The organism is Salipaludibacillus sp. CF4.18, from assembly GCF_051262595.1.
Classification (GTDB): domain Bacteria; phylum Bacillota; class Bacilli; order Bacillales; family Salisediminibacteriaceae; genus Salipaludibacillus; species Salipaludibacillus neizhouensis.
This window is the reverse complement of record NZ_JBIMEV010000020.1, coordinates 1-25778: the sequence shown is the minus strand read 5'-3', so window position 1 is coordinate 25778 and position 25778 is coordinate 1. Positions and strand designations below refer to the sequence as shown.

Below are 25778 nucleotides of genomic sequence, written 5' to 3'. Positions count from 1 at the left end.
GTCCTAAACTTGATGTAAAAGCTTTGAAGTGCTATTATCTTAAACAATGATGCCAATATATTAATGAGGTGAGACCTTATGATAAAGAAACCTAGATGGATTTATTGGAAACAAATATTCACTTCAAAATTTCAAGCTAATTGCTTAAAAGCGAAAATAGAAGATAATTGGGTAAATGGATACGAAGTTGGGCCGTTAGTAGAGATAAGGAAAATAAAAAATGACAAATATGTTGTTCGTTACACTTATGACGAATAATATCCACCAAATCTATTGACTTCCGGCCTCTTTTCTTATATATTAGTAATTGTCGTATTATTAATTTACATAACGATCCGTTAGCTCAGCGGGAGAGCACTTGCTTGACAGGCAAGGGGTCACTGGTTCAAATCCAGTACGGGTCACCATATTATACATATCAACGGTTACAGCCGTTTAGAAACGTTTTGTAGTTAAGTGGTCGCACCGAGACACTTTTCTTACAACCTAAACCACTTCCTTTCTGAGAGGTAAATTCAGAGTAGGAGTGGTTTTTTATGTTATTAAAATTTGCAATACAGGACTTCAAGGATGATCGAGAGTTTAAGAATATGTCTCCTGTTACCATTGATTCGTACATGTTCACGTTTAAAGATTTTCAAGGATTTTGTGCGAAGAGAGAGATACTTAATGTAGAAGAAGTATCAGCAAGTACCATCAAGAGTTTTCTTATTCATTGTCAAAAGGATAGAAAAAACAATCCTGTAACAATCAACACTAAAATTAAAAATCTTAGAGCATTGTTTAATTATTTGGTTCAAGGTGAGGTCATAAACGAGAGATTCAATCCCATGAACAAAATTGATAAGATTAAAACAGATGTCAAGATTGAAGTATTCTCTGATGATCAAATCCAACAAATGTTAGCGTATTACAGAAGATTAAAAACGAGAGACAAATCCTTTTACGCTTACAGAGATTATACGATGATACTCTCTCTTCTTGGAACAGGAATGAGAGTAGGAGAATTATGTAATTTAGCGTGGCATGAGATTGATTTAATTAATGGAACAATGATTGTATTTGGAAAGAATCGTCAACAAGCAAGTATCCCATTGACAGATAAAATCGTCAAAGAATTAAGTGAATATAGAATCTTTTGTGATAATCACTTTTCTCAACTATCCGATTACGTTTTTGTTGATAAGAAAAATAAACCACTCACATCGAATGCAGTTAAATGTATTTTCAAACGACTAAAAACAATTATGAATTTCAAAAATGTACGACTGTCAGCACACACCTTCCGCCACACATTTGCACATCGTTGTTTGATTGCAGGAATGGACGTTTTCACATTGCAAAAGATGTTGCGACATAGCAATCTTCGAATGACTGAGAAATATTTAGCGTTATGGGGAACTGCTTTAAAAGAACAAAATGATAAATTTAATCCTTTGAATAACATAGATTTCTAAAATTATCGAAGCATCAGTTCCATATAAGGGCACTGATGCTTTTTAAGTAGCGCTATTATTTATACCTAATACTATCCACTGTAGTAATGATACTCATCCAGAATCTTACTATAAAATAAAATTTTTACTACTACATATATATGGTACTTATATAATGGTATAGTTAGACTGTAAAAAGTTGAACTAATTTAAAGGAGGCTGTTATTATGTTAGAAAATTATAATATATATGGATTTATGGGGTCTATATTGTCGTTCTTAATTGGTTCTGTATTTTTGAGCATGGGATTTTACCAATGGTTAGCAAATCACGATATAGGTCTCCTAATGGCATATTCCATAATAGCATTAATTTTTGTCTTGTTTGGATCCGTTTTGCTCTTAATAAAGTTCATGATTACATTGGAAGAGTCTAGGAAGAGTTAGAGTCTAGCAATCTAGGAAGAGGTTCAGAGGAGTCTGAGGAAGCGGCTTGCGTTTCGGATGTAATGATAGTGCAGTAATGTGTTAAAAGATTTTATAATGAGACTCTGAAAGTAGCTCCAATTTAGTTATTAGCTCTTCATTCGCAAATTGTTATAAACTGTCCAACGAGGAAAATGTTCTTTCATTCATTTATTTTGTCTCAAAGTTCTAAAGGCTTACTCTCCAACCATCCCATCTCCATCATTATCTCGCATATAGGGGTATAACCAATGATCACTCATTATTGGCATACTGAAACCAGCTGCTTTTGCTTCACTAATTGTCACCTGACCATTACCGTTAGTATCAACGCTAGAAATATCACTGTTTGTGTTTGAGTTAGTTGAATCGGAAGGCTCACTGTCCGTTAAACCGAGTGATTCATTTACTTCATCAGGATTCACATTGTCAAATGTATCAACGATTTCGTTCCCCATTAAAGTATAGGTATACTGATAACTTGAAGGAATCTGCGTTTCCGTATTCGGATATGTGATAACTGCTTCAAAATTTGTTGCACCACCTGCGTTACGCATTGCATTCTCCATGTATGCTTGGTCACCATGTCGGTTAAGTGTACTTTCTTGTGGGGTAATATTATAAGCATTTGATACCCCTCCTAAAGAGTCAGCAATAACATGACCCTCATCTAACACATCACTTTCGACACCTGGAACTTTAGCCTCGTCAGAGAAGTATCTACCACTTGATAGGACTGGTTCTGTACTATCATCTTGTAGAATAATTTCTTCAGCAACGACTCTCACTAACTGACCATAATCATTAGTGAATGCCCAATACTCCCTGTCACCAAAACCAATGTCAACGACGACGTTAGATTCACGATATCCAGACAAATCACCACCATCAACTTCAATAAGTTTGTACCCTGAGAACAGGTCATCATTTGTTTCGGCTGGTGTTTCCTTTACTACTGGTTCATCAACAACCTTAGTGGTAGCTTCTTCCTTTTCACTATTGTTATTTGTATTAGCTGTGGTTACTTCTTGTGGATCTGTTTCTCCATCTAGTTCTCCATCTGTTTCACTATTGTTATTTGTATTAGCTGTGGTTACTTCTTGTAGATCTGTTTCTCCATCTGTTTCACTATTGTTATTTGTATTAACTGTGGTTACTTCTTGTAGATCTGTTTCTCCATCTGTATTGGATGCATCTTCTACGTTGGTACAACCAAACATAAAGATGGTCGTTAAAAGTAAGATTAAATAGTTCATTTTCTTTTTCATGTTAGGACTCTCCTATAATAGTTTCATATTGTTCATTCTAAAAATCTCGGAAGGTTAACATAAGTTAACCTATTGATACTTCCAATTACTTTACGAACATCAGCATTATCAAATTTATCCCCCTTTACCGCCGTAACAGTATCAAAGGCTTCTTCAACTAACGCTACTCCTATAGTTAAGGATCATCACTCGGGAACTCGAGTCCATATTTATTGGAAAAGGAATTTTCCTGCATTGTTTTATTCAATCGATCGTATGCGTTAAACAACGCCTTTTCTACTTTATCATCCTCATCTTTTAATGAGTAAGTAAGACAACGGAAACATTCTTCTGACGTTAGATAGTGATACTTTAAACCTGGTCTAGTTTTATCCCATGTATCAACAAAAAAGTCTTGTAGATCCGCATCATCGTATTCTAAAACCTCAAGTAACTTTTTAATTTTATGCTTCGAAGGTACCTCGTACATCATCAATTTTGGGTGATCTAAACGAGGAGTATTACTCAATCCGCTTAAGTCGATTATGTATACTCTTAGATAATGAAATAACGAGTCCTTATATTTTCTCTCGCTTTCTAACTGGGCTGCCATATTACGAATATCATTACACATTAGACCATATTTAAATTCTTCCGAATGATTCATATACGCTTCTTGAAATAAAGCCCACGAAACATCACCGTTATTCGGTTTATAGTTAAATTTGTTGACGTGTCTAATCGAACTCGCTACATTATATACTCCGTCTTTTGAGTCGTTTCGATGTGCAGGAACGATATAATAATACTCCTCCAAGACTTTATCACCTTTATTGGTTACTTCTAACATTCGACTATCTATAAACGATTCTACTTCTTCATTTGTGCAGTTCTCTCCTATTCTCGATATTAAATCAGCTTTCTTCCCGCTTACTTTTAACTCTTTCGATTTCAAAATTTCTTTTAATTCGGGAAGCTTTAATGAAGATAGTGAATCAATAGCCGACGCTTCTACTACATACCCTTCTTTTAATAACTTATTTAACGAAATTTGAGCGTTGATTCCATATGTAGTTTCGAAATATCGTGGAAACTGAACGTTACTAATTTTTCCTGTCATCCAATTAATTAACAGTACTTCTCCTGGTAATAGCCCGTTAGGAAACTTTTTTGTTAGAATTGGGTCAATGTTGTAAGAATATGAAACTTTTGAAGATATTTTCACAGACGCATCCTTGAAACTTTTTTTGCTCTGCTGCGAATCATTCCTAGAAATGAATCTCTTAATAAAATTTAAGAAACCCATGAAATCACTCCTTAATATTTCCTGAATATGTAACAAAATTATATCATACTGTCTGTTTAGTATAATAAAAAAAAGATCGTTATAAAACATACTTTCTACACTTTTAATGAATGTGAAATGCCTATTTCAAAATCTATAGTTTTAAACCACCTTTGTTCGTAATCAAAGAATACGTAATTTAATGCTTCAGGGTTTTCAACACTCTTATATACAATACCGTATACACCATGATATCTTGCACATTGTGCCAGAAAATTAGGGAATATATACTCCTGACCATTCTGCGTTGAATGTTCAAAGCTGCAGTATTGAACTAATGGAGAATCGGAATCTGATAAATCTAATATTTTTACTGGTTGTTGAAGCTTCCATTCAATAATGTCATATTTTAAATTTGAATTATCCGAAGTAATTTCACTTAGAGCTACAGCCTTAATATCACAAGTATATAATTCACCTTGACCTGAAACATTATATCTTCCCTGCCTAGACAGCCCATGTGGCGCTGTAAACATCTCAATATCTGTAAATGGTAATTCCCTTTCTCTACTTCTTGCACGGAATAAGTTCAACTCTTTAACTACAATTAAGTTCATGTTAATTTCATTAAAAATCTGTCTACCTACTGAATGTTCTAAACCTAGCATTGGATATTCTACTAAATGTCTGTATAAACTTAGAACATCTTTAGAACTAATACTTTTTAAAATATCTGTAACTGCCAGCACCTGTGATATGTCTCTTACGGGAATAGAATTATTATTTTCTTTGTTTTTGAGAACAAACTCCAATTCTTGATCTACGTCATTAAAGCTCTGATCCAATTGGTAGTCCTTTTTTGAAATCTTACTAAATATGTATCTAGACTCTCTCTCCTTATTGTTTAAAGCCATTTGATTAATCACAGATCCCGATAAGATCCAATTAGAACTTAGTCCTGTCAACGATGCCTTTGCCCCTTCTAACACACTACTATTTACTTTTGACTGCAGATTTACTGGTCCTATCATCTTGCTCATATCCAGTCCTGTCAACGATGCCTTTGCCCCTTCTAACACACTACTATTTACTTTTGACTGCAGATTTACTGGTCCTATCATCTTGCTCATATCCAGTCCTGTCAACGATGCCTTTGCCCCTTCTAACACACTACTATTTACTTTTGACTGCAGATTTACTGGTCCTATCATCTTGCTCATATCCAGTCCTGTCAACGATGCCTTTGCCCCTTCTAACGCACTACTATTTACTTTTGACTGCTTGGATGAAGATTCTAATTTGTAAGTAGAACAGATTTTTGAAGTATCAACAATCCTATTTTTTCCTTTCTTTTTTTTCTTCATTAGCAATCCCTCCCTATTAAATATGTGAACAAGCTGCCATCCTGTTACTTTCTTGAAATATACTTTCCCCTATCCTCAATTCCAAATAGAAAGATCTTCCTACCAATTCTAGATTCGACAAAAGGAGGCATTCCCCTGTAATAAAAGTAAAATTATCACAAAGTGTGCTCATTTAAGTAAGTGAAATATAGAGAATTAAACAATCTGTGGTGTGTAGATCAACCTACTTCTCACTTGCTCATCTAATAGGTACTCAAAAAAAGTGGTAAATAGCCCCCTGCACCAGTGTATAAATTACTTAAGACCCTCTTGATGTTGTTCAATCGTTCCTTTAGTTGTTCATTTAACTTACAATCAGATTATTGCAGTTATAACGACTATTTATCCTTCAATACTAACGATTCTATATTAAATCCTATATATAATATATTCTTCTGTTACTAATTTACCTTCTCTTTCTGTTATAAAAATACTGTTATGTGTAATAATAGCGAAGACCTTCAGAAGGTTTATATCCAGGCTACCATTTAAGATCTATCTATGTTCATTTAATTGATTTTCTAATGTTTGTTGGCTATTTACCTATCCCTTACTGGTCTTTCTCCATAGTATCTATCTCCATATAAACTAAAGTCTTATTCTTGTAGTGTAGTCACCGTATGCCTTCACGATCTAGCAACCTATATAACGTTCCAGTACCAATTGATAAAGTCTTACAAATAGCTCTCACAGACTTACCTTCTTTATACCATTCTATTGCTTGTGAAGCTTTCGCAGATTTCTTACCACCTAATGTAACCTCCAATTTTCTCCCCTTGAATTTGCCTTCTTTTTTTGCAATCTCAATACCTTCACGTTGGCGTTGCAAGGTCAAACCACGTTCTAATTGAGCTAAACTTCCGAATACATTTAATAAGAACTCATTCATAGGATTGTCATTAGTTGTGTCTAACCATGATTCATTTAGTGATTTTAGAGAAGCTCCTCTCTCTTTAATATCCTCTACAATAACTAATAAGTCTTTTACCGAGCGTGATAGTCGGGATATTTCATGAACAATTACTATATCCCCTTCATTTAAATCTGAGAGCATTCGCTTTAATTCTGGACGATCTGTATTCTTGCCGCTCAACTTCTCTTCATAGAACAACTTACAACCTGCTTCTTTAAGCGCTTTGCGTTGACGTGCTGTATTCTGTTTTTCCGACGATACTCTTATGTACGCTAAACTTCTCATATTTAATCACACCGATCCATTTGATAGTATAATTATACGTTTTATTTCAGTAACAGTCAAACGGTAACAAAATAAGTACTTAGAAACCCTTGTATGACTGTGTTTGTAAATTAGTTCCAACCGTTACCGTATAAGTACAGTCTATCAGGTACACTAAGTGCTTACACTACGTAAAAAGACAGCGAGTTGGTCTATACCTACTCACTGCCTTTAACTATTTAAAGTTTGAATATTTAATTAAATTAATAAATAAGACACAGAAGGTACATTTGATTGTTATATGTTTAAAGTATATACTCAACCGTAAAATACGATTGCTTGCTACCTATTACTAACCTGAGGTACTGCTAATTTCCTATCAAGACGTACAAATGACCTTGTCATCTCATCTAGAACAATTGCTTCTTCTCTTTGGATACTAGGGGGTTTCGTGCTACCATGCTAGCAGGTCAATGGGCTATTTCCAATCAAATGAAGCTTCTTTCTAAACGGAGTGAACCAACTACCATCCTAAGGCGTGACAAGTGGTCAAAGTATGATGAATCCACTCCTAGATAAAATGCCTAGACTCACAAATAGGCTACATTATTAATTATCAAATACTTTAAGCTTATTATTGAATTAATCCTTGTAGATAATCTGATAATCATGTTCTAACATGTCTATCTTTACAATAGCAAAATCTTCGTACCAATTACCTTCATTTATTATCAATTTAATCGTTTCAACGTAAAAATATTCAGAGAAGGATGGGTGGTAATTACCTTCTTCCCAACTTTTTTTAAGTTCTTTTATATATGTTTCGGCATGTTCTGGCGTACTTTCCCAAAACTTTCTAACATTTTTTTCAATATGGTTCTCTACATAATTTTCTCTATCTTCTTCCTTCATTCTTTGTATTCTTTCTGGATACTCTCCAGTATAATCATCGTGAAAATGTCCATGTTCATCTCTATAAAATTTTTCAAGAAGACTGGCATTAACAATGAATGAATCAATTTCTTCTCTCAACGTTTCATCGTCAATTTGGCTTTTAGCAAATATATTAAACGCTTCTTGTTCTGACTTAGCCTTAACTAGTGCATAAATTGATGAACCACCGTGAACACCATATAAATTAGACATGTTTATCCCCCTGTTAACGATTAATTAAATCTTTTTATTGTTCATGACTGTATCCAATCACAAACAGTCAGTACCTAAAATCAGAGTCATGGTAGTCTATATAATTCTAGGTTCATACACTTCTCAGTTAATTTGAAATGTCTCACATCAAAAAAATCTAAATCTATATAACCCATTGCGTAACATTTCAAAATTCCATACTCTAACGTTTCTTTAGCTTCTTCGTCATCCTCATGTGTATATTTAGAAATCTCACTCAAGACTACCCAGTTTTTTGTATCATAGATTTCATGGATATCGCCTTTTATTTCAGCTTCTCTATAAGTCCTAATAAGCTTCAATAACGTGAAATCCACAAGTAACTCCCCACGATATTCACCTTCCAAGTTCGAAGTTGCAGGCATTGGAGAATGCAACTTACCATTAATATTTAATCTTTCGTACAACTTAACTGCACTGATCATTTCAATATTCCTCCCACACATAAATTCCGTTTATCTTCATAGCACTTGTTACATTGCATCACCTCTGATTCTTTTATAATAATATATCAAATGTCTTCTTATTTTACAAATAATGGTATTAAGCAAAAGTATTAACATTGACCCTCATTAAAACATTCAAACCAATGTATCTTTTCAATTGTAATGATGTAATTAACAGCCGCTTCTTGATACTTACAATACAATGAAGCGGGCTAATATATTATTAGGTTTATTCAATAACAATCAACTTCAACGAAACTCTTCGAATAGGATGGACTGTATGAAGTATTGTGCTAATTGACCTACTATGTATTGTATCCATAGAAAGAACCTATTAAATGTGAAAACCATACCCCAAAACAACCAAGGCGGAATTAACAATGGATAACAAAGAATTTGGATATGTACGAGTAAGCAGTAAAGACCAAAATGAATCACGACAAATAGATAGCATGTATGCTCAGGGAATTGATGAACTTGATATCCATATTGATAAGCAAAGTGGTAAGGACTTCAATAGACCTCAATACCAAGCATTGAAAATGCGTTTGCGTAGTGGAGATACATTATACATTCATTCATTAGATAGACTAGGTCGTAACAAAGAGATGATTCTAAACGAGTGGAACGATAGATAGTGTAAGACCATACAAAACTCCTATTTATACTTCCTTCCCGAAAGAATACTCTTAGATGCTCATCAAATACTTCTGTAAATTGTTGATGTTTCAAAGCGCCAATATCTTCCCAACAATGTATATCCCTTCGTCTTCTTTAACATCTGGATAATACATATTTGAAGTACTTGTGAGAGCGGCAGTAGATAAATAGCTATACCCCGACTTCAGTTCATAGTGTATCGTGTTCATCACTATTACTGATTCAGATAGTCAGACATTTGCCTCACCAATATAATTCCAATCGTGATCTTTTGGATATCCCTGCTCTTAAAGAGAAGGATTGGACATCTCCCCGCCGGACTAGGCGTGAGCTTGGAAGACCCACCCTTGAAATAAAGCAGAACACACCCGTAAAAAGGTGTGTTTTTTGTTAAACCCTATTTATCTGAACGGGACTGAGGTAGCCTTCAAAACCTTTAGAAGAATTAAGGAATCTTATCGAATGAATAAGAACAGTGTGTTCAAGATGATGAACGTAACCGTCGAAAAGATTAGGTAGGTAACCCCTTCGTTGTAGAGATTGAATTTCTGTTGGCAAATCTTCGAATTGATGTAGATTTGGGATAAATAATCGTTCTGAATCTCTACCGGCGTTTGTGCTTCAATCGCATCTTTGAAATCGCCGAAGGACTTGCTCTGAATGCTTCCAAAAAACAGATTCGAATTCGTCGTCAGCTTGGACTGCTGGTAGACTGTGGGGTCAATTGAACCCTTAATACCCCGGAATAGATAGGTTATGCTCACAATCATTAAGATGACAAAAATGATGAGTACAAGGGTCGTGAACTCGATGTGCAGCATTTCCCACTGATTCTCGATATCATTGATTTTGATGAGTTTATCTATCAATTTCGTGAGCGAGCCAGTAATGATGCTGCTGGAGAAGAAGCCTCCTAATAAAATGCCGGCAAACGCTAACGAAAAGGAAATCTTGGTATCACAATTCGAAATCCAGAAATTTATGCGTTCAAGCGTCTTTAATGACTCCTCTTTTTGTTCCGCATGACTTAATACGGGTGTCGGCTGGGCGTTCTGAGAATCTTCAGCACCTGGAGCGGGTTGTGGTTGTGAATTATTAGTGCTGTCTGGCATCAGTCATTCCTCCTTATAACGCCTATTTGGGCTACTTCCTTTATAAGCCTTTCTGACCAGGAATACAAGAGAAAACAAATGTGGAAAATACATGTTTTCGTTAGCGATATTGGCTCCCAGGTCTTATAATAAGAATATTCGTTCATAAGAAAGTGGGGTCAGAACATGCCGAGTGTCAGCAAGGCGAAATTCAATGAAATCGAAACACGGATTGAGCGCATCTTTACAACCGATATGGAAGTCAATGATTTTACTGGAGATGTCGTTCCTTCTACACAGGATTTGCCGGATAAGAACCGTGGGCTGATTATTACGAATTGTACCATCCTGTTCGTGGACATCAGAAGCTCTACGAAACTATCGGACAAATCCCAAGCGAGGAATATGGCGAAAATCTACCGAGCCTTTGCCAGAGCCATGTCTATGTGCGTGTATGAAACCGGTGGTCGAGTTCGTCAAATCGCCGGTGACCGAGTGATGGGTGTTTTTGTAGATGATGCCGAAGAAAGCTCTGTGCATAAAGCCATGATTGCCGCACAAGCCATCTTAACCGTGGTTGAATATCTCTTCAATCCCTTGTGCCGAAAAAATGTCAACAACAAAGAAATTGGTTGTGGAATAGGACTGGATACCGGACGAGTCTTAACCACTTCGATTGGGATGAAACATCAAGGAGAAGATTCCCGGGATTTGGTATGGGCAGGGAAGACCGCTAATGTTGCGAGCAAGCACACCGATTTGGCAGAAGCCAACGAAGTCTTCGTGACCAAACGCTTTTATGACAAACTTCCTCAACAATTGAAAACCGATACGGAAGGCAACCCCATTTGGAAAAAAGGATACCGTGTAAAAGGCGACAGTCTCTTTGAAGGGTATGGTATCCATGAGTTTTACCTGAAAGAGCTAGTAGAAGAGCTTGGGGAGGAAACTGCAGAGAAACGGGCAACAGCTTCTTCATCTGAGGGCTCTACGGAATCAGAAGGCATTGATAAGGCTCAAATCATTACAGACATTGTTCAGGGTGTGGAATCAAAAGTCGGCGGGTTATTAAGCCATTTTGAACAGGTCGTTCTCCGGGAAGTGACAGTGTCCGCCAAAGAAAGACAAGCCGAGCAAAAGCTAAAAGAACTCAGTCACCGGGAAGAAGCCGTGAAGAAAAAAGAAGAAGAATTAAAAAGGAAAGAACAGGAAATCGAAAACATCATTGCTTACAAGAAAAAAGAGGTCGTCTATGATGTTCGGGTGAAAGCTCTCAGAGAGCAAACCGACCATATGAAACTTCCGGATTTTCTGGTTGAACTAAAAGAAGTTCAAAATCTAGGAGCGGAAATTGGCAAGAAAGCGGGAACTGTCGATTTCGATGTCTCCGTATGGCAAATTGTGACGTATTTACATGGGAAGGATGAGTCCGAGTTAGCTTTTCAAATTCTTGTGGGACAGTTGACGCAAGATTTGCCTTCGGCTTATATCCCAATAACGTCGAACTCGGTGCCGATTATCAAAAAAGTGGGAAAAGAGCGTGAGTATTTGAAGGCGGCTCTCTATTACATCGAAATTAAGAAGCCGGACATGGAGAAAATTCTTAAAATTCGAAGTGTCCTCAAGGAGTTAGGAATGGAACATAAAATTGTGCATCACCCTGGTTTTTTAATAGAATAGATAGATAGATAGATAGAGAGGAATCATCCAACTATGCGAGGTAATTACCAGAAGTTTATTTTTGACAACAGCTTGAACCGAATCGACGATATCTTGACAAGCTCCGCCACTTACGAAGAAGCAGATGACATTCCTAAAAAGGATGATTTGACGTATAAGAGCGGTAAATATGTGCAATGTGCTTCCTTATTTATCGACTTAAGAGGTTCTACGGACTTAATAAAGACGCAAGGAAGACAATCGAAGACCCTAGCACGCATCTACCGAGCGTATATCAGTGAGATTGTTGCCATCGTCAACAGTTTCCAAACGTGTAAGGAAATCAACATCGTGGGTGATTGTGTCTCTGCGATGTTCGCAGGAAAAGAAGATACTAGTCAATCAGCAGTCATCGAAGCCCTCCAAGCCGCTTCCATGTGCAATGGCATGATGCAAGTACTGAACGTGAAGTTCAAGCAAAAATGGGATGGCTTCCAAGAGTTAAAAGCAGGAATCGGGATAGCCCTCGGAAGAGCTTTGGTTATCAAAGCCGGATTCAGCGGAAGTGCCATTAACGATTTGATATACATGGGAGATGTGGTAAACCGAGCATCGAAAATGTGTGGATTGGCTCATAAAGACTTTGATTATCCGATTTGCGTCACAGAAGCAGTTTTTTTAAGAGCGGGTAGCTACATTGCCAACGCTGACGAACAGCAGACCTACCAAGATTTCCTTACCCTACGTAATCATTCAAAACACGGATCAGTCTACACCGGTAACTTTCACCGAGTAGAATTTGGTGATTGGGCATCTGAAAACGAATAGTAAGATAGAACGAAGTTCACGTGTGTGAGCTTCTTTTTTGGGGTATATATTGACTATAGTCAATAATTAGCTACTCATTGCAAATGGTAAACATTTTGACAGAAGGATTAATTGTATAAGAAGAGAAATTCCCACAGTTTCGTTTTCAAGATATTTTAACTCAAGCACTTATAGACTTCATAAAAAAGTATAAGTGAATTTCAGGCTTCCATCATTCTTGGTTTGATGGAGCCTATTTCAATTATTATGTAGGTAATTTCAGTTAATTTTCAACATCAGTAACACATTTTATACTACCCGTCTTAACCAAATAATTAACAAAATTGCATAACTATATTATCGTTGTCAAGCTGATAACTCTTGAGTTATCACTCCGAATTCAGAGTGCTAGGAACGTTGTTACAGACAATATAAAAGACGGGTTTTATTAGAATATATTGGAACTATGTCATGAATTGCGACCTACATTCAATCACCCGCTCCAATACACAAAAATTGCAAACATTTCAATCAGTCCACAAGATTTAAGGTATGTAAAACAAGTTACTTAAACAACAAACGTTACATGATGATCGAAGTTGAGGAAGATACTGTTATTGAAGGATTTACGATGATTCCAGAGGCTTTTGGTGTGGAGTCAGGGGAGTAACTTGCCGTGGTTCTGAAAGTGCCTTTTCGTTAGGAGGACTGACTGTTCTGGACCTTTTTTTTGTGTGTGACAACCCTTATACCATCCGTTGAGTCTTTCTCAAAATATTATCAAGTAAAAGAATCTTCTCACAAGTTTAATAAACTTGTGAGAAGCCTCTTTTATGCTTAAAAATTTGGCTATCACTTTTTAAGTTTAAGCATCTCCTATTAACTTTGATTTAAAAATCGAATCTTAAATTATTTGTTAGATCACTCAGGATTAGTAATTAATCCAATCTATAGAAGATGAACGAATAACAAATTATTAGGTAAATATTTAAGAGAGTATTACTGGTTTAAATCAAAAGGTATCTGTGATAGTATCAGCCATTGCTTGACTTAAAAGTCCACAAACGATTTTTTGTTCTTTATTTTACTGTTAATATCACACGTTGATACTGCTTTAATCCATGTGCACCGTCATCTTCTACTTCTGCAATAATATGAATCGTGTCCCCAGTATTAGCATCTTCAGGTACAGTAAAGGTCACCGTGTCTGTATCGCTTCCTGAAAGCTCAATTGTGTTCGTAACTTCACCCTCGGCTAAGTTACGGTGAAGGCCTAATTGTAGGTCACCTGCCATTTCTTTTTCAACTTCTAATGGCTCTACATTTGAATCTTCATACGTATCTGCTTCAAAATATCTCCACCAGCTATAAGTTAAGTTGTCACCATCTGGGTCAGTAGCGTTTGCATGAAGCGTTATTTCTTGCCCTTTTTCCACTTCTAAATCTAATCCTTCTTCCACTGTAAGTGTAGGATTATGGTTCGCATCTGCATAGTCAGACTCGATTACCCAGTCTGCACGTGCTGCAAAATCATCTTGAATATCGTCAAACCAGCGCATTAATGAATACTCTGCCTCATAGCGCTCTGTGTAAGGATTATAATCTAACACCGTATTTTTAAATAGTTTGTCACTTTCTGCACCAAATCGGCCGCCCCATCCTCCGTATGAAGGATTTTCTAAGCTTCTCAATCCGTTATCGATTAAATAGAAGAATGATGGTGAGTCACCTTCAGAAATGAAATCATAACGATTATATTGTGGATTGTTTTCAAGATATTCTTCACTACCACGTTGTTCCTCTGGTAATTCTCCTTCGATGATGTTGCCATCGCCCATTAACGCATACATATCTAATAACTTTCCATGACCTTTAATATGCTCGTTATTCCAATCACCTTGTAGTCTGCTATTTACTTCTTCTGTATGAAATTGCCAAGCATAAGCAAAATGCCAGAAGTTAGATCGGTCATTAATAATTCTAATCTCCGGCCACTCTTTTGCAATATAAGATCCATAGCTATCATCCTGATCTAATATGATATATAAAATTAACTTATCACTAACTGCTTGTTTAATTTCTTTCCAATTTTCCATACCTTCATATTTATCTTGGATAGATTTCAAAGCTCTCGCAGTAGTATTTGTTCCACCCCATGTTTGAACATATAAATCGCTTTCATCCTCATTTAAGAATAATTCTTTTAGGAACTCCGATCCTTCTGTTATTTCTTCCATTTCACCTACATTAGAAATGTTACCTATTTTTGTATTTTCTCGTAAGAATTCAGGTTCAGGATAACCTTCTGCATGTGTTGTTAAGTTAGGATATGCTTCTTCATAAGCATCAATCATTTCGAATAACCAATCTGTTCCTGTCCATCTGAACGGATCGATTCCTTGCTCTTCATCACCAGCATAATGATACATGGAGCTAGTAAGAACAATACCTTCTAATTCCATTTCATTCGCATACAAAAGATAACGAAGGACAGAGTTCATATCGTCCACTTCTCCATCTGTTGTAATAACCGTACGAGCCTTAGCATTTAAAGTCTCCTCCGTTCCTTCCGTATCCTTATTCACTTCCCCATTTTCAATGTTACCGCTTTCTTCATTGGTAGCCGTATCTGTTTCACTGTTACTATTACAACCTGTAATGAAAAATACGCTAAGTAGCAACATTAGTAAAAGCTGAGTACTTTTCTTCATCTTGTTCTTCCTTTCTATTTCATAAATTTAATATAGAAGTAGCGAATCAAGACATAAAAAAAACCTAAACCAAGGCAAATTTTACATTTGCCTTGGTTTAGGTTATGCCCGTTCGGTAACATTCCTATATCATGTTGATATTATACCAGACTTTAAAAGCGGTTACAAACATTATAATAGACTTCTATTACAGTCTTGAACTAAATCATAAAAAAAATAAATGTAAAAATACAAGATAATTGTAAATCAACAGAACTCCTTTCTAAACTGTCTCGTTAGTAGAATAACTTCTATATAAAAGGGCGTTAATCCTTCTTGACACCACCTTTAGTTTAAGTACATTTTCGCTGATCCATTGGAAACTTCAAATTCAACCCCATCAATATTAACAATAGTAGCTTCTTCAATTTTTACTGCAGATGGATTTGATTTCATACTACTCATGCACCTGAAGTACTTCAATAACAGTTCCCACATTGGAGCATATTGTTTCAAAATCTTTATGCTCCTGATTCTATCTGACTCAAACCTGTTAGTGGTGTTCTTTTCTCGTCCTAATGCAAGTTCCAATGAATGTTCACTATACTTGTCCTTGTAGACCTGAGTCATGGTAAAAACAAATTCTTCGGTTAAACCAAATGTGAAATCCAAATCTCCTTTTTCACGTAATCTATGCAGGTAGTCTCTTACTCCTAAGTCACTATCCTGTATTACACAAAAGTGAGCGTCATAATCGAATTTCAAATCCAACTGTTTACTTAATTGTTTTTCGAATTCGACCTTGAAAGCTTTAACTTCTTTTTTATTAGACTTAAACAGGTCGTTTCCTTTAAGTCCATAATCATTGAGTAATGCTCTTCTAATACTAGCTATCTCTTTAATCTCATTTTGTTTAAGTTTCCTATAATTGTTCTTGGTCGTACATCCCCATCTCTCTTTTTGATGGATTATTACGTTAGCCTTGGCTAATTTGTTAAACACTGATACAATGCTGGATCTCAAGCTTTTCATAAACACTTTAAGAAACTCATCAAGCATATCAATATCTGAATCATCCTTGGTGTAATCTTCAATCCCCTTGTAGAACTGCTCTTGAAGATTCTCCAGATGTATTCCTCTAGTACCATATAACGAACCAATTAGCTTTTTATCAACAATACCTAGCTGAGATATCCATCTATTTGTACTCATAGGACTTACTTTATTATCATTCTGAATCAGATAGTTCACCACAAGCGAGTTCAATTCAAACTCACCAATTAACTGCCCCTGACCATTGTTAGAACGCTTATCAACCCGTTCAGTTTTTTTTGACCGTTTTCCACTGCATGTGATAATCCGCTTTGAGCCTCTACCTTCAAATTCACAGGATTCCCAGTCAGTCTCAGCTGATTTGAGGAGAAGGGTAAATTCTTTTCCTGTAAGATTCCCCATCTTCTTTAATGTTTGCTTTTGTGCTTTGCTCCCATACTCCTTTACCAGTTCTGCTAATGTAAATTCTTTTTTCAAAATAATTCCCTTTTCTCATGACTAAGATTCGCTATTTTTAGCAGCCATGTAATTCACTCCTCCTTTCAAATTTAAGATTCAAAATTGAACGCTTCTATGCTCAAATTAGTTTTACTTTTATTGATGTTTTAGGCTATGAATTTCTGTACCGAATCGACCTCCTAATATATAAATATTAGTATCCCGATTCGGTACAGTTTTTTTGCCTTTGATTAGATTGATTTTTATTGATGATTAATAGCATTAGCCTCTTCAAAAACATGCTATAAAACTCAGCTCTTACTTAAAAGATCAAGAACATTCGCTTCGCTCACAAAGATTTAGGTCAGTCGCAAAGCTCCTTCGTTCCCTTCGGTCACTCGCCACCTAAAGGTGACGACCTTATATACTCATTCCTTTGCTTACGCTGTTTTCTTATCCTTAAGATTGAGCGTCTTCTGCTTTTGACTCGTTTTACAATATCTCGATAGATGATTTTGCTTATTTGCAAGAGCCTCATCAATCTGCTCATAGGATACATTTCCCTTCCATTTACGGAATAGATACTCCCTCATCTGGTTAAACGTTACTTCTCGATTGGCTTTCGATACAACTTGTCCTATTACTTTTTGAATCGGATGGATTAGACGTCTTGGATTCTCTTCAATATTGAACAACGGTATCCAATCTTGAATGAACTTTGCTTCCTCTTTCTTCAGATGTCTCTTTTGTTCAATCTTATCCAGGCCATGAGTATCGATTGGTTGAAATGCTATCATAATACTGTCTGGTTCAGCCTCAATCAAATCTAGTATACTTTGATTATTCTTTCCTTCTCGCTTATCTTTTTGATACTGCTTGAATCGCCTCAATAGGTCGGTTGTTTCCCCTACATATAGCAGTTCTTGCGGATTATATGTTAGATACCAATAATACAAACCGCTTACTTCTTTTAGTTGTGATTGATATTCTTCGATTTCATTCCACTTACATTTGAATACTTGATTAGACAATGATATCTAAAGCTAGTGTAAGCCCTCACTCTCGACAATATATTATTGCCCGACACTACGATTTTCAGCAACTTCATCACCCCGCTTTCTATTTTTGAATTTGATTTAGTATTGTTTTAGATTACTTATTTTAGCTACAACTTAAACAACACAAAAAAGGAGTGAACCACACACAATCCACCCTGCAGAAGACACACTTAACCCTGTAAATAATAGACCAATATTAGTCTATCCCTAAAACTAAATCATAGGTATACAGTATAAGTGCGCCTTCATAGAAGGCGGTTTGCATGTAGTTCACTCCTCACATATTTTTTTAATTCTATTATGTTTAAGTATACTATTAAAAATAAATTATTGCAATAGATTATTTTAAAGCTAACACAACCTAATATCTAGAATTTACTATTAGTTACGGATGCTCCATTCCAACAACTTTGTCTTTTTCTGGTGTCAAAATTTCTAACAACTCTCATATAGGAGACGTCTCGACATTCACTTTATAGATACTTATAGTTAAAGTATTTTCTATGCTCAAAAGGAACTATATATCTTTCTCGTCTCGACGAAGTCTCTAAATAATACTACGTGAACTTAGCAGTACATACATTCTTAATTTTCATTAATAAACTTCTCTATTTCACACTCTATTTCTAAAATCTTTTGTTTAGCTGCCTCTACTGTAATTCCATAGCGCTCCGCAACCTTTTGAAATGGCGGGATCTCTTGATTAACCTCAATATTGGAATTGATGAAAAAATCATATATTTGTTTTTCTATTTTAGGTAAACTCCCTCTTGCTACACAACGTTTTCTATCTCTAAATATTTCCTCACAATCTATTAAATTATTTTTCATAGATAGTCCTCCCTAAACATATTTAGAATTGTTAAATGTTAAGAATTATCATTACATACAGTCTCTTTTCAGCAGAATTTTGTACTAATTAAATATCACAGAAGTTCTTCAAGCACTTGTCGACTTACAAATAAGGTTGTTTTCAGGTTAGAACCTCATGTCTCCGCTTTTGATCGCTACACTTTTTTTGTTTAACAATATGGCAACATTTTATCAACAAATCATATTCTTCTGTGGTAATAACTTTCATGTGGGCAATATCATTACGGATGGGCCTTAGATTGAGAAGAAGAATAATTTCCTCGTTGTCGAAGTAGTTCTTAAAAAGAGGGTGTTCTAGATATAAGGTGAGGACATCACGGAAAAACATTATCTCCAGTGGTTTTTTAAAGGTAACAAATTCTTCCCACCTCAAACCGTGTCTTTTATAAAAGGTAGAATGGATATTGTACTTTAGAAGGGTTTCAATTTCATAGAGAACTTTATATGCCGAGGTCATGTAATCAATATCATTATCATGCATGAGCGTGGCTCCTTTCGAGGTTAGTGTGAGTAAAGCGAGGTAAATCTTGAAATTATTATATAACATAATAATCTAAAAGTGTATATAATTTTACAATTCTGTTATAAAAAAATTGTAAATTAATCCATATTGGAGAGGTCTGTCCATGACTACTTGACTTCGTCTTGCGACCACTTTATAATAAGAAAATACCATCATGAAGGCAAGTGGTCAAGGTCGTTTAGAACGCTTCAAACCGTTGATATAGAAGGATTCGGGAGAGCACTTGCTTGACAGGCAAGGGGTCACTGGTTCAAATCCAGTACGGGTCACCAATCCTTACACATCAACGGTTATAGCCGTTTAGAAACGAATAAAAAGAAAGTGGTCGCACTCGCAACCTATTTCTACAGCAATAACCATTTCACGGAAAACGTGAGGTGGTTTTTTTGTTATTAAAATTTGCAATTCAAGATTTTTTGGATGATCGGGAGTTTAAGAATGTCACAAAGGCAACATTAGATACTTACAAAGTGATCATGAGACAATTTGTAAACTATTTAACTGATCAAGAAGTTATGAATGTGGAGGATATTACTCCTAATGTGTTGAAAAAGTATCTTCTCTATTGTAGTAAAGATTTAGGTAATAACGTTGTATCGGTTAATGCAAAGATTAGACGAGTAAAAGCCTTTTTAAATTACATGGTGGAGGAAGAAGTTATTAGTAAAAGTCCGATGGCTAAAATTAGTCAAAGTAAAGAAGATATTCGTATTAACGTGTTTACCGATTATCACGTTAAGCAAATGTTAAATTACTACAGAAAAATACAACAACGAGAAAAAGAGTTTTGGGCATACCGAGACTACACTATTATCTTATTTCTATTAGGAACAGGTGTTCGACTAGGTGAAATGTGTAATACATAGTGGTCAGATATTGACTTTAAAGAATATCAACTTACCGTCTTTGGTAAATCACGACAAACACAAATGATTCCAATGGCTGATAAAATTGCAAAAGAATTATCTGCATACAAGCATTACTGCGAAAAGCATTTTGACAATCCAAGTGAATATGTTTTTACTAATTTGAAAAATGAACGAATGACAGAAAACGCAGTTCAAAATGTGTTCAAACGATTGAAAGCAATTATGAATTTTAGAGATGTAAGGTTATCGGCTCACCGTTTCGGCATACATTCGCTCACCGTTGTCTGATGGCAGGAATTGATGTATTTACTCTACAGAAACTTATGAGACACAATAGTTTGCACACCACTCAAAAGTATTTAGCACTATGGGGTCAAGACTTGAAAGAACAAGGCGAAAAGTACAATCCACTGAATAACATGGATATTTAATTGGAGGAATATAAATGAATAAATTACAAAAGTCTGATGTACAAAGTATCGAAATGGATATTGTTAGTTTTCGTCATAATGGCATGAGTGATGTTCATAAAAAGAAAAAGTTACTTGAGAAATTAGAAGATTTTAAATAAAGACTACTAGCAGAAATTAAATCTAAATGATTCAAAGGAGGGCTTACTGTCCCTCCTCTTTATTTTGTAATATTCTACATTAAACTATCGATTAGAAGACTTAACATGCCTAGAGGGTAAATATACCACCTAAGCATTACACTCTCTCAGATGATAGTTTAGTGTACGATATTTACCTTAGAATTGATTCTAGTTAAATTCTTTCGGCAGTCCATCCATATAAATAAACCAACTTTTGTTTTATCTACATCGATAATAGTCCACTGGTTACCCATTACCTCAAATGTACTGTTTCATATTCCGCAGTTTCTTATTAACTTGTGCTTGTGCACTAGTAGCAGAAAACTTACGAGTATCAACAATGATGGGTACTGATTACGACCATAAGAATGACCACTTCAGTCATATTTTTTACCAGCTATCGCCACTTGATTTACCACTTATCGCCAATGCATTTACCAATGGATGATGTTAGTGTTGACAACGTTAAGGATTTTGAAAGATAAAAAAGCCTAATTCCTCCGCATTTTTAGCGAGGAATTAGGCTTTTCATCTTCCACAAACGCACCTGATTGTTTAATCCTTTTTCTGCTGAACAGTATCCTTTTACTCTGCAGCAATTTTCATTGTATTTAGTGATTCTCATAGGGAATATGCACCCGCTTTATAATAATCAATCAAATTAATAACATGACAGAATGAGATAATATAGTTTTTAAAATAACACCTTATTTACTCAACAATTTAATAATTTCTTCGTTCTGTCTTTCGATCCTGTCAATTTTATCTTTAATCTCCGTTTCATTATTGACTTTACTTTTATTTAGATACTCTTTAAAAAGTGAAGTAATAGCAACATTAAGACTAAAAATAGTATATATCAGTGCTAAAAGAGTAACATAAAAATAAGTAATATCAACAACATCTTTAAATATAAAAAAAAAATTCCCTTCTGTGATAACTGAAAATTCAATAAGACTCTTTGCTATTCCGGAAATTAAAACCACTATTATTATAAGCTACAGTTTACCAGGAGTCATGTATTTAAAATAATAGTAATAGTTCTTTGAAATAAATAGTTGGAATTGAATCAACTTATTTTTCATTTATTAGCCTTTAGGTTCAAAAAAGTCTCTAAATAGTTCCCTATAAAACGCTCCCAGCTCGTCAATTTTCTCATCTATTTCATTTTTATCCTTTGCTTTTCTGAATGTTAAATTCACAAAAAATGTAATCCAAAAATAATAACTTATAATAACGGAAAAAATAATTAGATTAAAAAAAATTTTAAAATAAATACTACAGCCCCAAGAAAACCAAATAATAGAGCTAGAAGAAATGTTTTCAATAGGACTTCCCCCTTCTCAATTTAACATTTACAACAGGCTATATTGAAAGCACTTTCAGTCAATTTTCAGGTTGAAAGTGAACAGTTTAGGCTAATGAATTTTATAAGTTATTTGTATATTATATAAGTGGCTTCTTAGAATAGTCAAAAATATGGAAGCGATTCCCTTTTTGGTGTTAGTTAAGGGAGGAGGAGGCGTATTAGTTGGGGAAATGAATGAGTCATGTATGTTATGTCAAGTTAGTTTGTATACAAAACAAATTAACTTTTTTAGGATGGAACCTTGAAACGGATGTTATAGCTGAAAGCAACAGTAGTTAGTGATAGCAGCTGATTTATTGTTTTTATTCTTATTTTGAAAACGTTTTCCGATAAGAGAGTAATTTTAAGGGGGATTTACGATGAGTAGCAAAACGATCGATATGGAACAAAGCAGGTATCACACAGCAAAGTTATGGCAAATTGGCCTTTTTACTTTTAACAATACAGCGACGAACATTTATATGTTTGCAATGATGTTTATTACGTATTACGCCACAGGAGTTGCTGGTCTAGCTGTTGTCGTTGTAAGTACTATTTTAACGGCTATGCGTGCATTTGATGGCGTAACAGATCCGATTATTGGTTTCATTATTGATAAAACAGAAACGAAATTCGGCAAATTCCGTCCGGTTATGGTGATTGGTAACATTATATTAGCACTCTCGTTCGTTTTAATGTACAACATGCACCATATTCCTGAGGGAGGACTATTAATTTACTTTATTGTGACACATGCCATTTATATTGTTGGGTATACGATGCAAACAGCTGTTACAAGAGCAGCACAAACAGTGTTGACGAATCATCCGAAACAACGTCCGTTATTTACTATATTTGATTCTGTTTATAACATTAGTCTGTTTACATTGGGTCAAATTTTTGTTGCATCCTTTCTAGTAGAAAAACACGGTGGTTTTACAATGCCATTGTTTGTAGAATTAAATACGATTGCGGTTATTCTTTCAGGTGTATTGACAGTATTAGCGTTTTTTGCGATTTGGCAGAAAGACCGTAAAGAATTCTATGGTTTAGCAGAACTAACTACAAAAACAAAGTTTCGAGATTACTGGCCTGTATTAAAAGGGAACCGTCCAATGCAAATGCTCGTTATTTCAGCTTCGACTGACAAGTTAGCGTCGTCTGTTATGATGCAACAACCGGTGATGGTCATGCTTTTCGGTATCTTATTAGGGAACTTTGCATTAAGTGGAACGGTATCCCTAATTATCATTGTTCCAAGTCTTATAATCACATTTTTAGGTGTTAAGTATGCTGGAAAAGCGGGTATGAAAAAAACATTAGTCAATGCTTCGTGGCTTGGCGCTATCTCTTTTGTTGCTCTAGCTGCCTTTTTCTTAATAGTAGATGACCCAAGTATCGCAAATTTTGAAAGTTATGGCTTTGCGACTATTACCTTCCTAGTACTTTACAGTATTGGCAGAGGGGTAGGAACACTGACACCATCTATTGTTATCCCGATGATAGCTGATGCCTCCGATTATGAAACGTATCGAACAGGACGATATATTCCTGGAATGATGTCAGCTATTTTCTCTTTTGTGGATAAATTAGTTTCATCTTTAGCACCAGCTCTAGTTGGTTTCCTTGTTGCAATCATTGGTTATACAGAGGAGTTTCCGCAAATTGGCGATCCGCTAACAGACGCTTTATTATATATAACTTTAATTATATCATTTGGTATTCCGGTGATTGGTTGGCTGATCTCGATTATTGCGATGAAGTTCTATCAATTGGACGCTGAGAAAATGCAGGAGATTCAAGAAAAGATTGCGGAGGAAAAAGAAAAAGCTGCAAATTAATACGGCTTGATTAGCGTGTAATAGAGCTTCATAAAATTGAAACAGTACTTTCAGTCAATTTTGTGAATTAACGGGTGTATTTGTTACATGTACACATGATGTGATGGGAACAGATCACTTTGAAATTTTAGGGTATAAAGGAAAGATTGTTGTAGATGATAGTAAACCTTTTAATGAGGAATGCGACACGAAACCCAAATTCATCCCACGGTTTCTACATGAAGAAAGGCTAGACTTAGAATATGATAGTAGGAATTTATGGAGAAATGACATTCCAAAGGACGTGGATGTTAACTTACTTGTGATGTACGTTGCAGAATATATTCCTATTGAAAATATTGATAAATTAAATAAAGGGATGAAGAAACTTTTTAAGCTTTTTGTACCCAAGAGAATGAACACTAATGATATATCTAATATTGACGCAATGTTCACACTAAAAAATACTGTGTTGGTTACATAAGGAACTTTTGCATTGTATGATTGGATTACCCGACTTGAGAGTTTGCAAGTGCCTTGACAGGCAAGGGGTCACTGGTTCAAATCCAGTACGGGTCACCAATCCTTACATATCAACGGTTACAGCCGTTTAGCAACGAATAAAAAGAAACTGGTCGCACTTGCAACCTATTTCTACAGCAGCAACCATTTCACGGAAAACGTGAGGTGGTTTTTTTGTTATTAAAATTTGCAGTTGAGGATTTTTTGAATGATAGAGAATTTAAGAATGTAACAAAATCAACGCTAGACGGTTACATGGTAATGATGCGTGAACTATTCAATTATCTCTCTGAACAAGGTGTAGTCAATGTAGAAGATGTGACACCAAACACCATGAAAAAGTATTTCCTCTATTGTAGTAAGGAACTAGGAAACAATGTCGTGTCTGTTAATGCAAAAATCCAACGGACAAAAGCATTCTTCAACTACATGCTAGAATCGGAAATTCTTACTAAAAGTTCATTAGTCAAAATCAAAAAAAGTAAATAGGACATTCAAATTAATGTCTTTAAAGACTATCACATCAAGCAAATGCTAAATTATTACAGAAAGATACAGCAACGCGAAAAAGAGTTCTGGGCTTATCGTGACCATACTATTATTTTCTTCCTTTTAGGGACAGGCATTCGACTCGGTGAAATGTGTAATACAAAATGGTCAGACATCGACTTTAAAGAGTATCAATTGACTGTGTTTGGGAAAGCACGACAATCGCAAACCATTCCACTAACAGAAAGAGTGGTGAAAGAACTATCTGCCTACAAACTGTATTGTGAGATGTATTTTGATAACCCGAGTGAATGTGTTTTTACAAACATAAGAAACGAGCGAATGACAGAGGATGCAGTTAAAAATGTATTCAAGCGACTTAAAAAAATCATGAATTTCAGAGACGTTCGTTTATCTGCTCATACATTCAGACATACTTTTGCTCACCGCTGTCTTATGGCAGGAATGGACGTGTTTACACTTCAAAAACTTATGAGACACTCCAGTTTGCATACGACACAGAAGTATTTGGCTCTATGGGGTCATGATTTAAAACAACAATCAGAAAAGTACAACCCACTTAATACGATGGATATATAGATTCTTTACACCAGTAATTTTTAAGCATAGAAAAGACCACATT

21 protein-coding genes, 1 tRNA gene and 4 pseudogenes are annotated in these 25778 nt (G+C 35.3%); 14 read left to right on the top strand and 12 right to left on the bottom strand.

All coding sequences use genetic code 11. The annotated features are described in order from the left end of the window. Positions 1-78 precede the first annotated feature (78 nt). From ACHABW_RS13400 to ACHABW_RS13390, 3 genes are all read left to right on the top strand, one after another. A complete protein-coding gene (locus ACHABW_RS13400; protein ID WP_110936524.1) occupies positions 79-258 on the top strand; it encodes a hypothetical protein in 180 nt (59 codons plus the stop codon). Between the two features lie 74 nt (positions 259-332). Continuing rightward, positions 333-407, top strand: a tRNA-Val gene (locus ACHABW_RS13395). 129 nt (positions 408-536) lie between these two features. Next, positions 537-1457 (top strand): tyrosine-type recombinase/integrase, encoded by a 921-nt coding sequence (locus ACHABW_RS13390; RefSeq protein ID WP_435755779.1) that lies wholly within the window; start codon positions 537-539, stop codon positions 1455-1457. 640 nt (positions 1458-2097) lie between these two features. On the opposite strand, the gene ACHABW_RS13385 is transcribed toward ACHABW_RS13390, so the two are convergent. The 6 genes from ACHABW_RS13385 to ACHABW_RS13360 form a co-directional block, all read right to left on the bottom strand. Then, on the bottom strand, positions 2098-3168 hold the full coding sequence (locus ACHABW_RS13385) for a DNA/RNA non-specific endonuclease (protein WP_435755778.1): 1071 nt from the start codon (positions 3166-3168) through the stop codon (positions 2098-2100). Positions 3169-3343: 175 nt separating this feature from the next. Beyond that, positions 3344-4453, bottom strand: coding sequence for an SAP domain-containing protein (locus ACHABW_RS13380; protein WP_435755777.1), 1110 nt, complete (start codon positions 4451-4453; stop codon positions 3344-3346). Positions 4454-4548: 95 nt separating this feature from the next. After that, on the bottom strand, positions 4549-5796 hold the full coding sequence (locus tag ACHABW_RS13375) for an RES family NAD+ phosphorylase (protein ID WP_435755776.1): 1248 nt from the start codon (positions 5794-5796) through the stop codon (positions 4549-4551). 652 nt (positions 5797-6448) lie between these two features. Beyond that, positions 6449-7033, bottom strand: a complete 585-nt coding sequence (locus ACHABW_RS13370; RefSeq protein ID WP_435755775.1) for a recombinase family protein — start codon at positions 7031-7033, stop codon at positions 6449-6451. Between the two features lie 621 nt (positions 7034-7654). Further along, positions 7655-8158 (bottom strand): hypothetical protein, encoded by a 504-nt coding sequence (locus ACHABW_RS13365; RefSeq protein WP_435755774.1) that lies wholly within the window; start codon positions 8156-8158, stop codon positions 7655-7657. A gap of 86 nt (positions 8159-8244) precedes the next feature. Then, positions 8245-8622, bottom strand: coding sequence for a hypothetical protein (locus ACHABW_RS13360; protein ID WP_435755773.1), 378 nt, complete (start codon positions 8620-8622; stop codon positions 8245-8247). A gap of 401 nt (positions 8623-9023) precedes the next feature. On the opposite strand from ACHABW_RS13360, the pseudogene ACHABW_RS13355 reads away from it, so the two are divergent. Then, positions 9024-9275, top strand: a pseudogene (locus tag ACHABW_RS13355) (recombinase family protein); the annotation flags it as partial. Between the two features lie 483 nt (positions 9276-9758). Here the strand turns inward: ACHABW_RS13355 and ACHABW_RS13350 are convergent. Beyond that, positions 9759-10415 (bottom strand): Pycsar system effector family protein, encoded by a 657-nt coding sequence (locus ACHABW_RS13350; RefSeq protein ID WP_435755772.1) that lies wholly within the window; start codon positions 10413-10415, stop codon positions 9759-9761. 165 nt (positions 10416-10580) lie between these two features. Here ACHABW_RS13350 and ACHABW_RS13345 point away from each other — a divergent pair, with 165 nt between their 5' ends. The 3 genes and pseudogenes from ACHABW_RS13345 to ACHABW_RS13335 all read left to right on the top strand — a co-directional run. Continuing rightward, the gene (locus ACHABW_RS13345) at positions 10581-12074 is read left to right on the top strand and encodes an adenylate/guanylate cyclase domain-containing protein (protein WP_435755771.1); all 1494 of its coding nucleotides are present in this window, start codon (positions 10581-10583) and stop codon (positions 12072-12074) included. 33 nt (positions 12075-12107) lie between these two features. Beyond that, positions 12108-12881, top strand: a complete 774-nt coding sequence (locus tag ACHABW_RS13340; protein ID WP_435755770.1) for an adenylate/guanylate cyclase domain-containing protein — start codon at positions 12108-12110, stop codon at positions 12879-12881. A 488-nt stretch (positions 12882-13369) separates the two neighbouring features. Continuing rightward, positions 13370-13530, top strand: a pseudogene (locus tag ACHABW_RS13335) (DUF4317 family protein); the annotation flags it as partial. Between the two features lie 409 nt (positions 13531-13939). On the opposite strand, the gene ACHABW_RS13330 reads toward ACHABW_RS13335, so the two are convergent. From ACHABW_RS13330 to ACHABW_RS13310, 5 genes are all read right to left on the bottom strand, one after another. Beyond that, positions 13940-15571 carry a nucleoside hydrolase-like domain-containing protein gene (locus ACHABW_RS13330; protein WP_435755769.1) on the bottom strand — a complete coding sequence of 544 codons (1632 nt, stop codon included), beginning with the start codon at positions 15569-15571 and terminating at the stop codon, positions 13940-13942. 327 nt (positions 15572-15898) lie between these two features. Next, positions 15899-17080 (bottom strand): hypothetical protein, encoded by a 1182-nt coding sequence (locus ACHABW_RS13325; RefSeq protein ID WP_435755768.1) that lies wholly within the window; start codon positions 17078-17080, stop codon positions 15899-15901. A 401-nt stretch (positions 17081-17481) separates the two neighbouring features. Beyond that, entirely contained in the window at positions 17482-18072 is a 591-nt protein-coding gene (locus ACHABW_RS13320) for a GIY-YIG nuclease family protein (RefSeq protein WP_435755767.1), read from the bottom strand. Between the two features lie 612 nt (positions 18073-18684). Beyond that, a complete protein-coding gene (locus ACHABW_RS13315) occupies positions 18685-18930 on the bottom strand; it encodes a hypothetical protein (RefSeq protein ID WP_435755766.1) in 246 nt (81 codons plus the stop codon). Between the two features lie 142 nt (positions 18931-19072). Then, a complete protein-coding gene (locus ACHABW_RS13310; protein ID WP_435755765.1) occupies positions 19073-19453 on the bottom strand; it encodes a hypothetical protein in 381 nt (126 codons plus the stop codon). A gap of 428 nt (positions 19454-19881) precedes the next feature. Between ACHABW_RS13310 and ACHABW_RS13305 the strand changes: the two genes are divergently transcribed. The 7 genes and pseudogenes from ACHABW_RS13305 to ACHABW_RS13275 all read left to right on the top strand — a co-directional run bounded on the left by ACHABW_RS13305 (position 19882) and on the right by ACHABW_RS13275 (position 25735). Next, positions 19882-20361 (top strand): tyrosine-type recombinase/integrase, encoded by a 480-nt coding sequence (locus ACHABW_RS13305; RefSeq protein ID WP_435755764.1) that lies wholly within the window; start codon positions 19882-19884, stop codon positions 20359-20361. A gap of 9 nt (positions 20362-20370) precedes the next feature. Then, positions 20371-20795: pseudogene (locus ACHABW_RS13300) on the top strand (tyrosine-type recombinase/integrase). Positions 20796-20809: 14 nt separating this feature from the next. After that, positions 20810-20935 (top strand): hypothetical protein, encoded by a 126-nt coding sequence (locus ACHABW_RS13295; protein WP_435755763.1) that lies wholly within the window; start codon positions 20810-20812, stop codon positions 20933-20935. 1749 nt (positions 20936-22684) lie between these two features. Next, a complete protein-coding gene (locus ACHABW_RS13290; RefSeq protein WP_435755762.1) occupies positions 22685-24145 on the top strand; it encodes an MFS transporter in 1461 nt (486 codons plus the stop codon). Between the two features lie 70 nt (positions 24146-24215). Then, a pseudogene (locus tag ACHABW_RS13285) lies at positions 24216-24311 on the top strand (Gfo/Idh/MocA family protein); the annotation flags it as partial. Between the two features lie 509 nt (positions 24312-24820). Next, the gene (locus ACHABW_RS13280; protein WP_435755761.1) at positions 24821-25135 is read left to right on the top strand and encodes a phage integrase SAM-like domain-containing protein; all 315 of its coding nucleotides are present in this window, start codon (positions 24821-24823) and stop codon (positions 25133-25135) included. A 42-nt stretch (positions 25136-25177) separates the two neighbouring features. After that, positions 25178-25735 (top strand): tyrosine-type recombinase/integrase, encoded by a 558-nt coding sequence (locus ACHABW_RS13275; RefSeq protein ID WP_435755760.1) that lies wholly within the window; start codon positions 25178-25180, stop codon positions 25733-25735. Positions 25736-25778 lie beyond the last annotated feature (43 nt).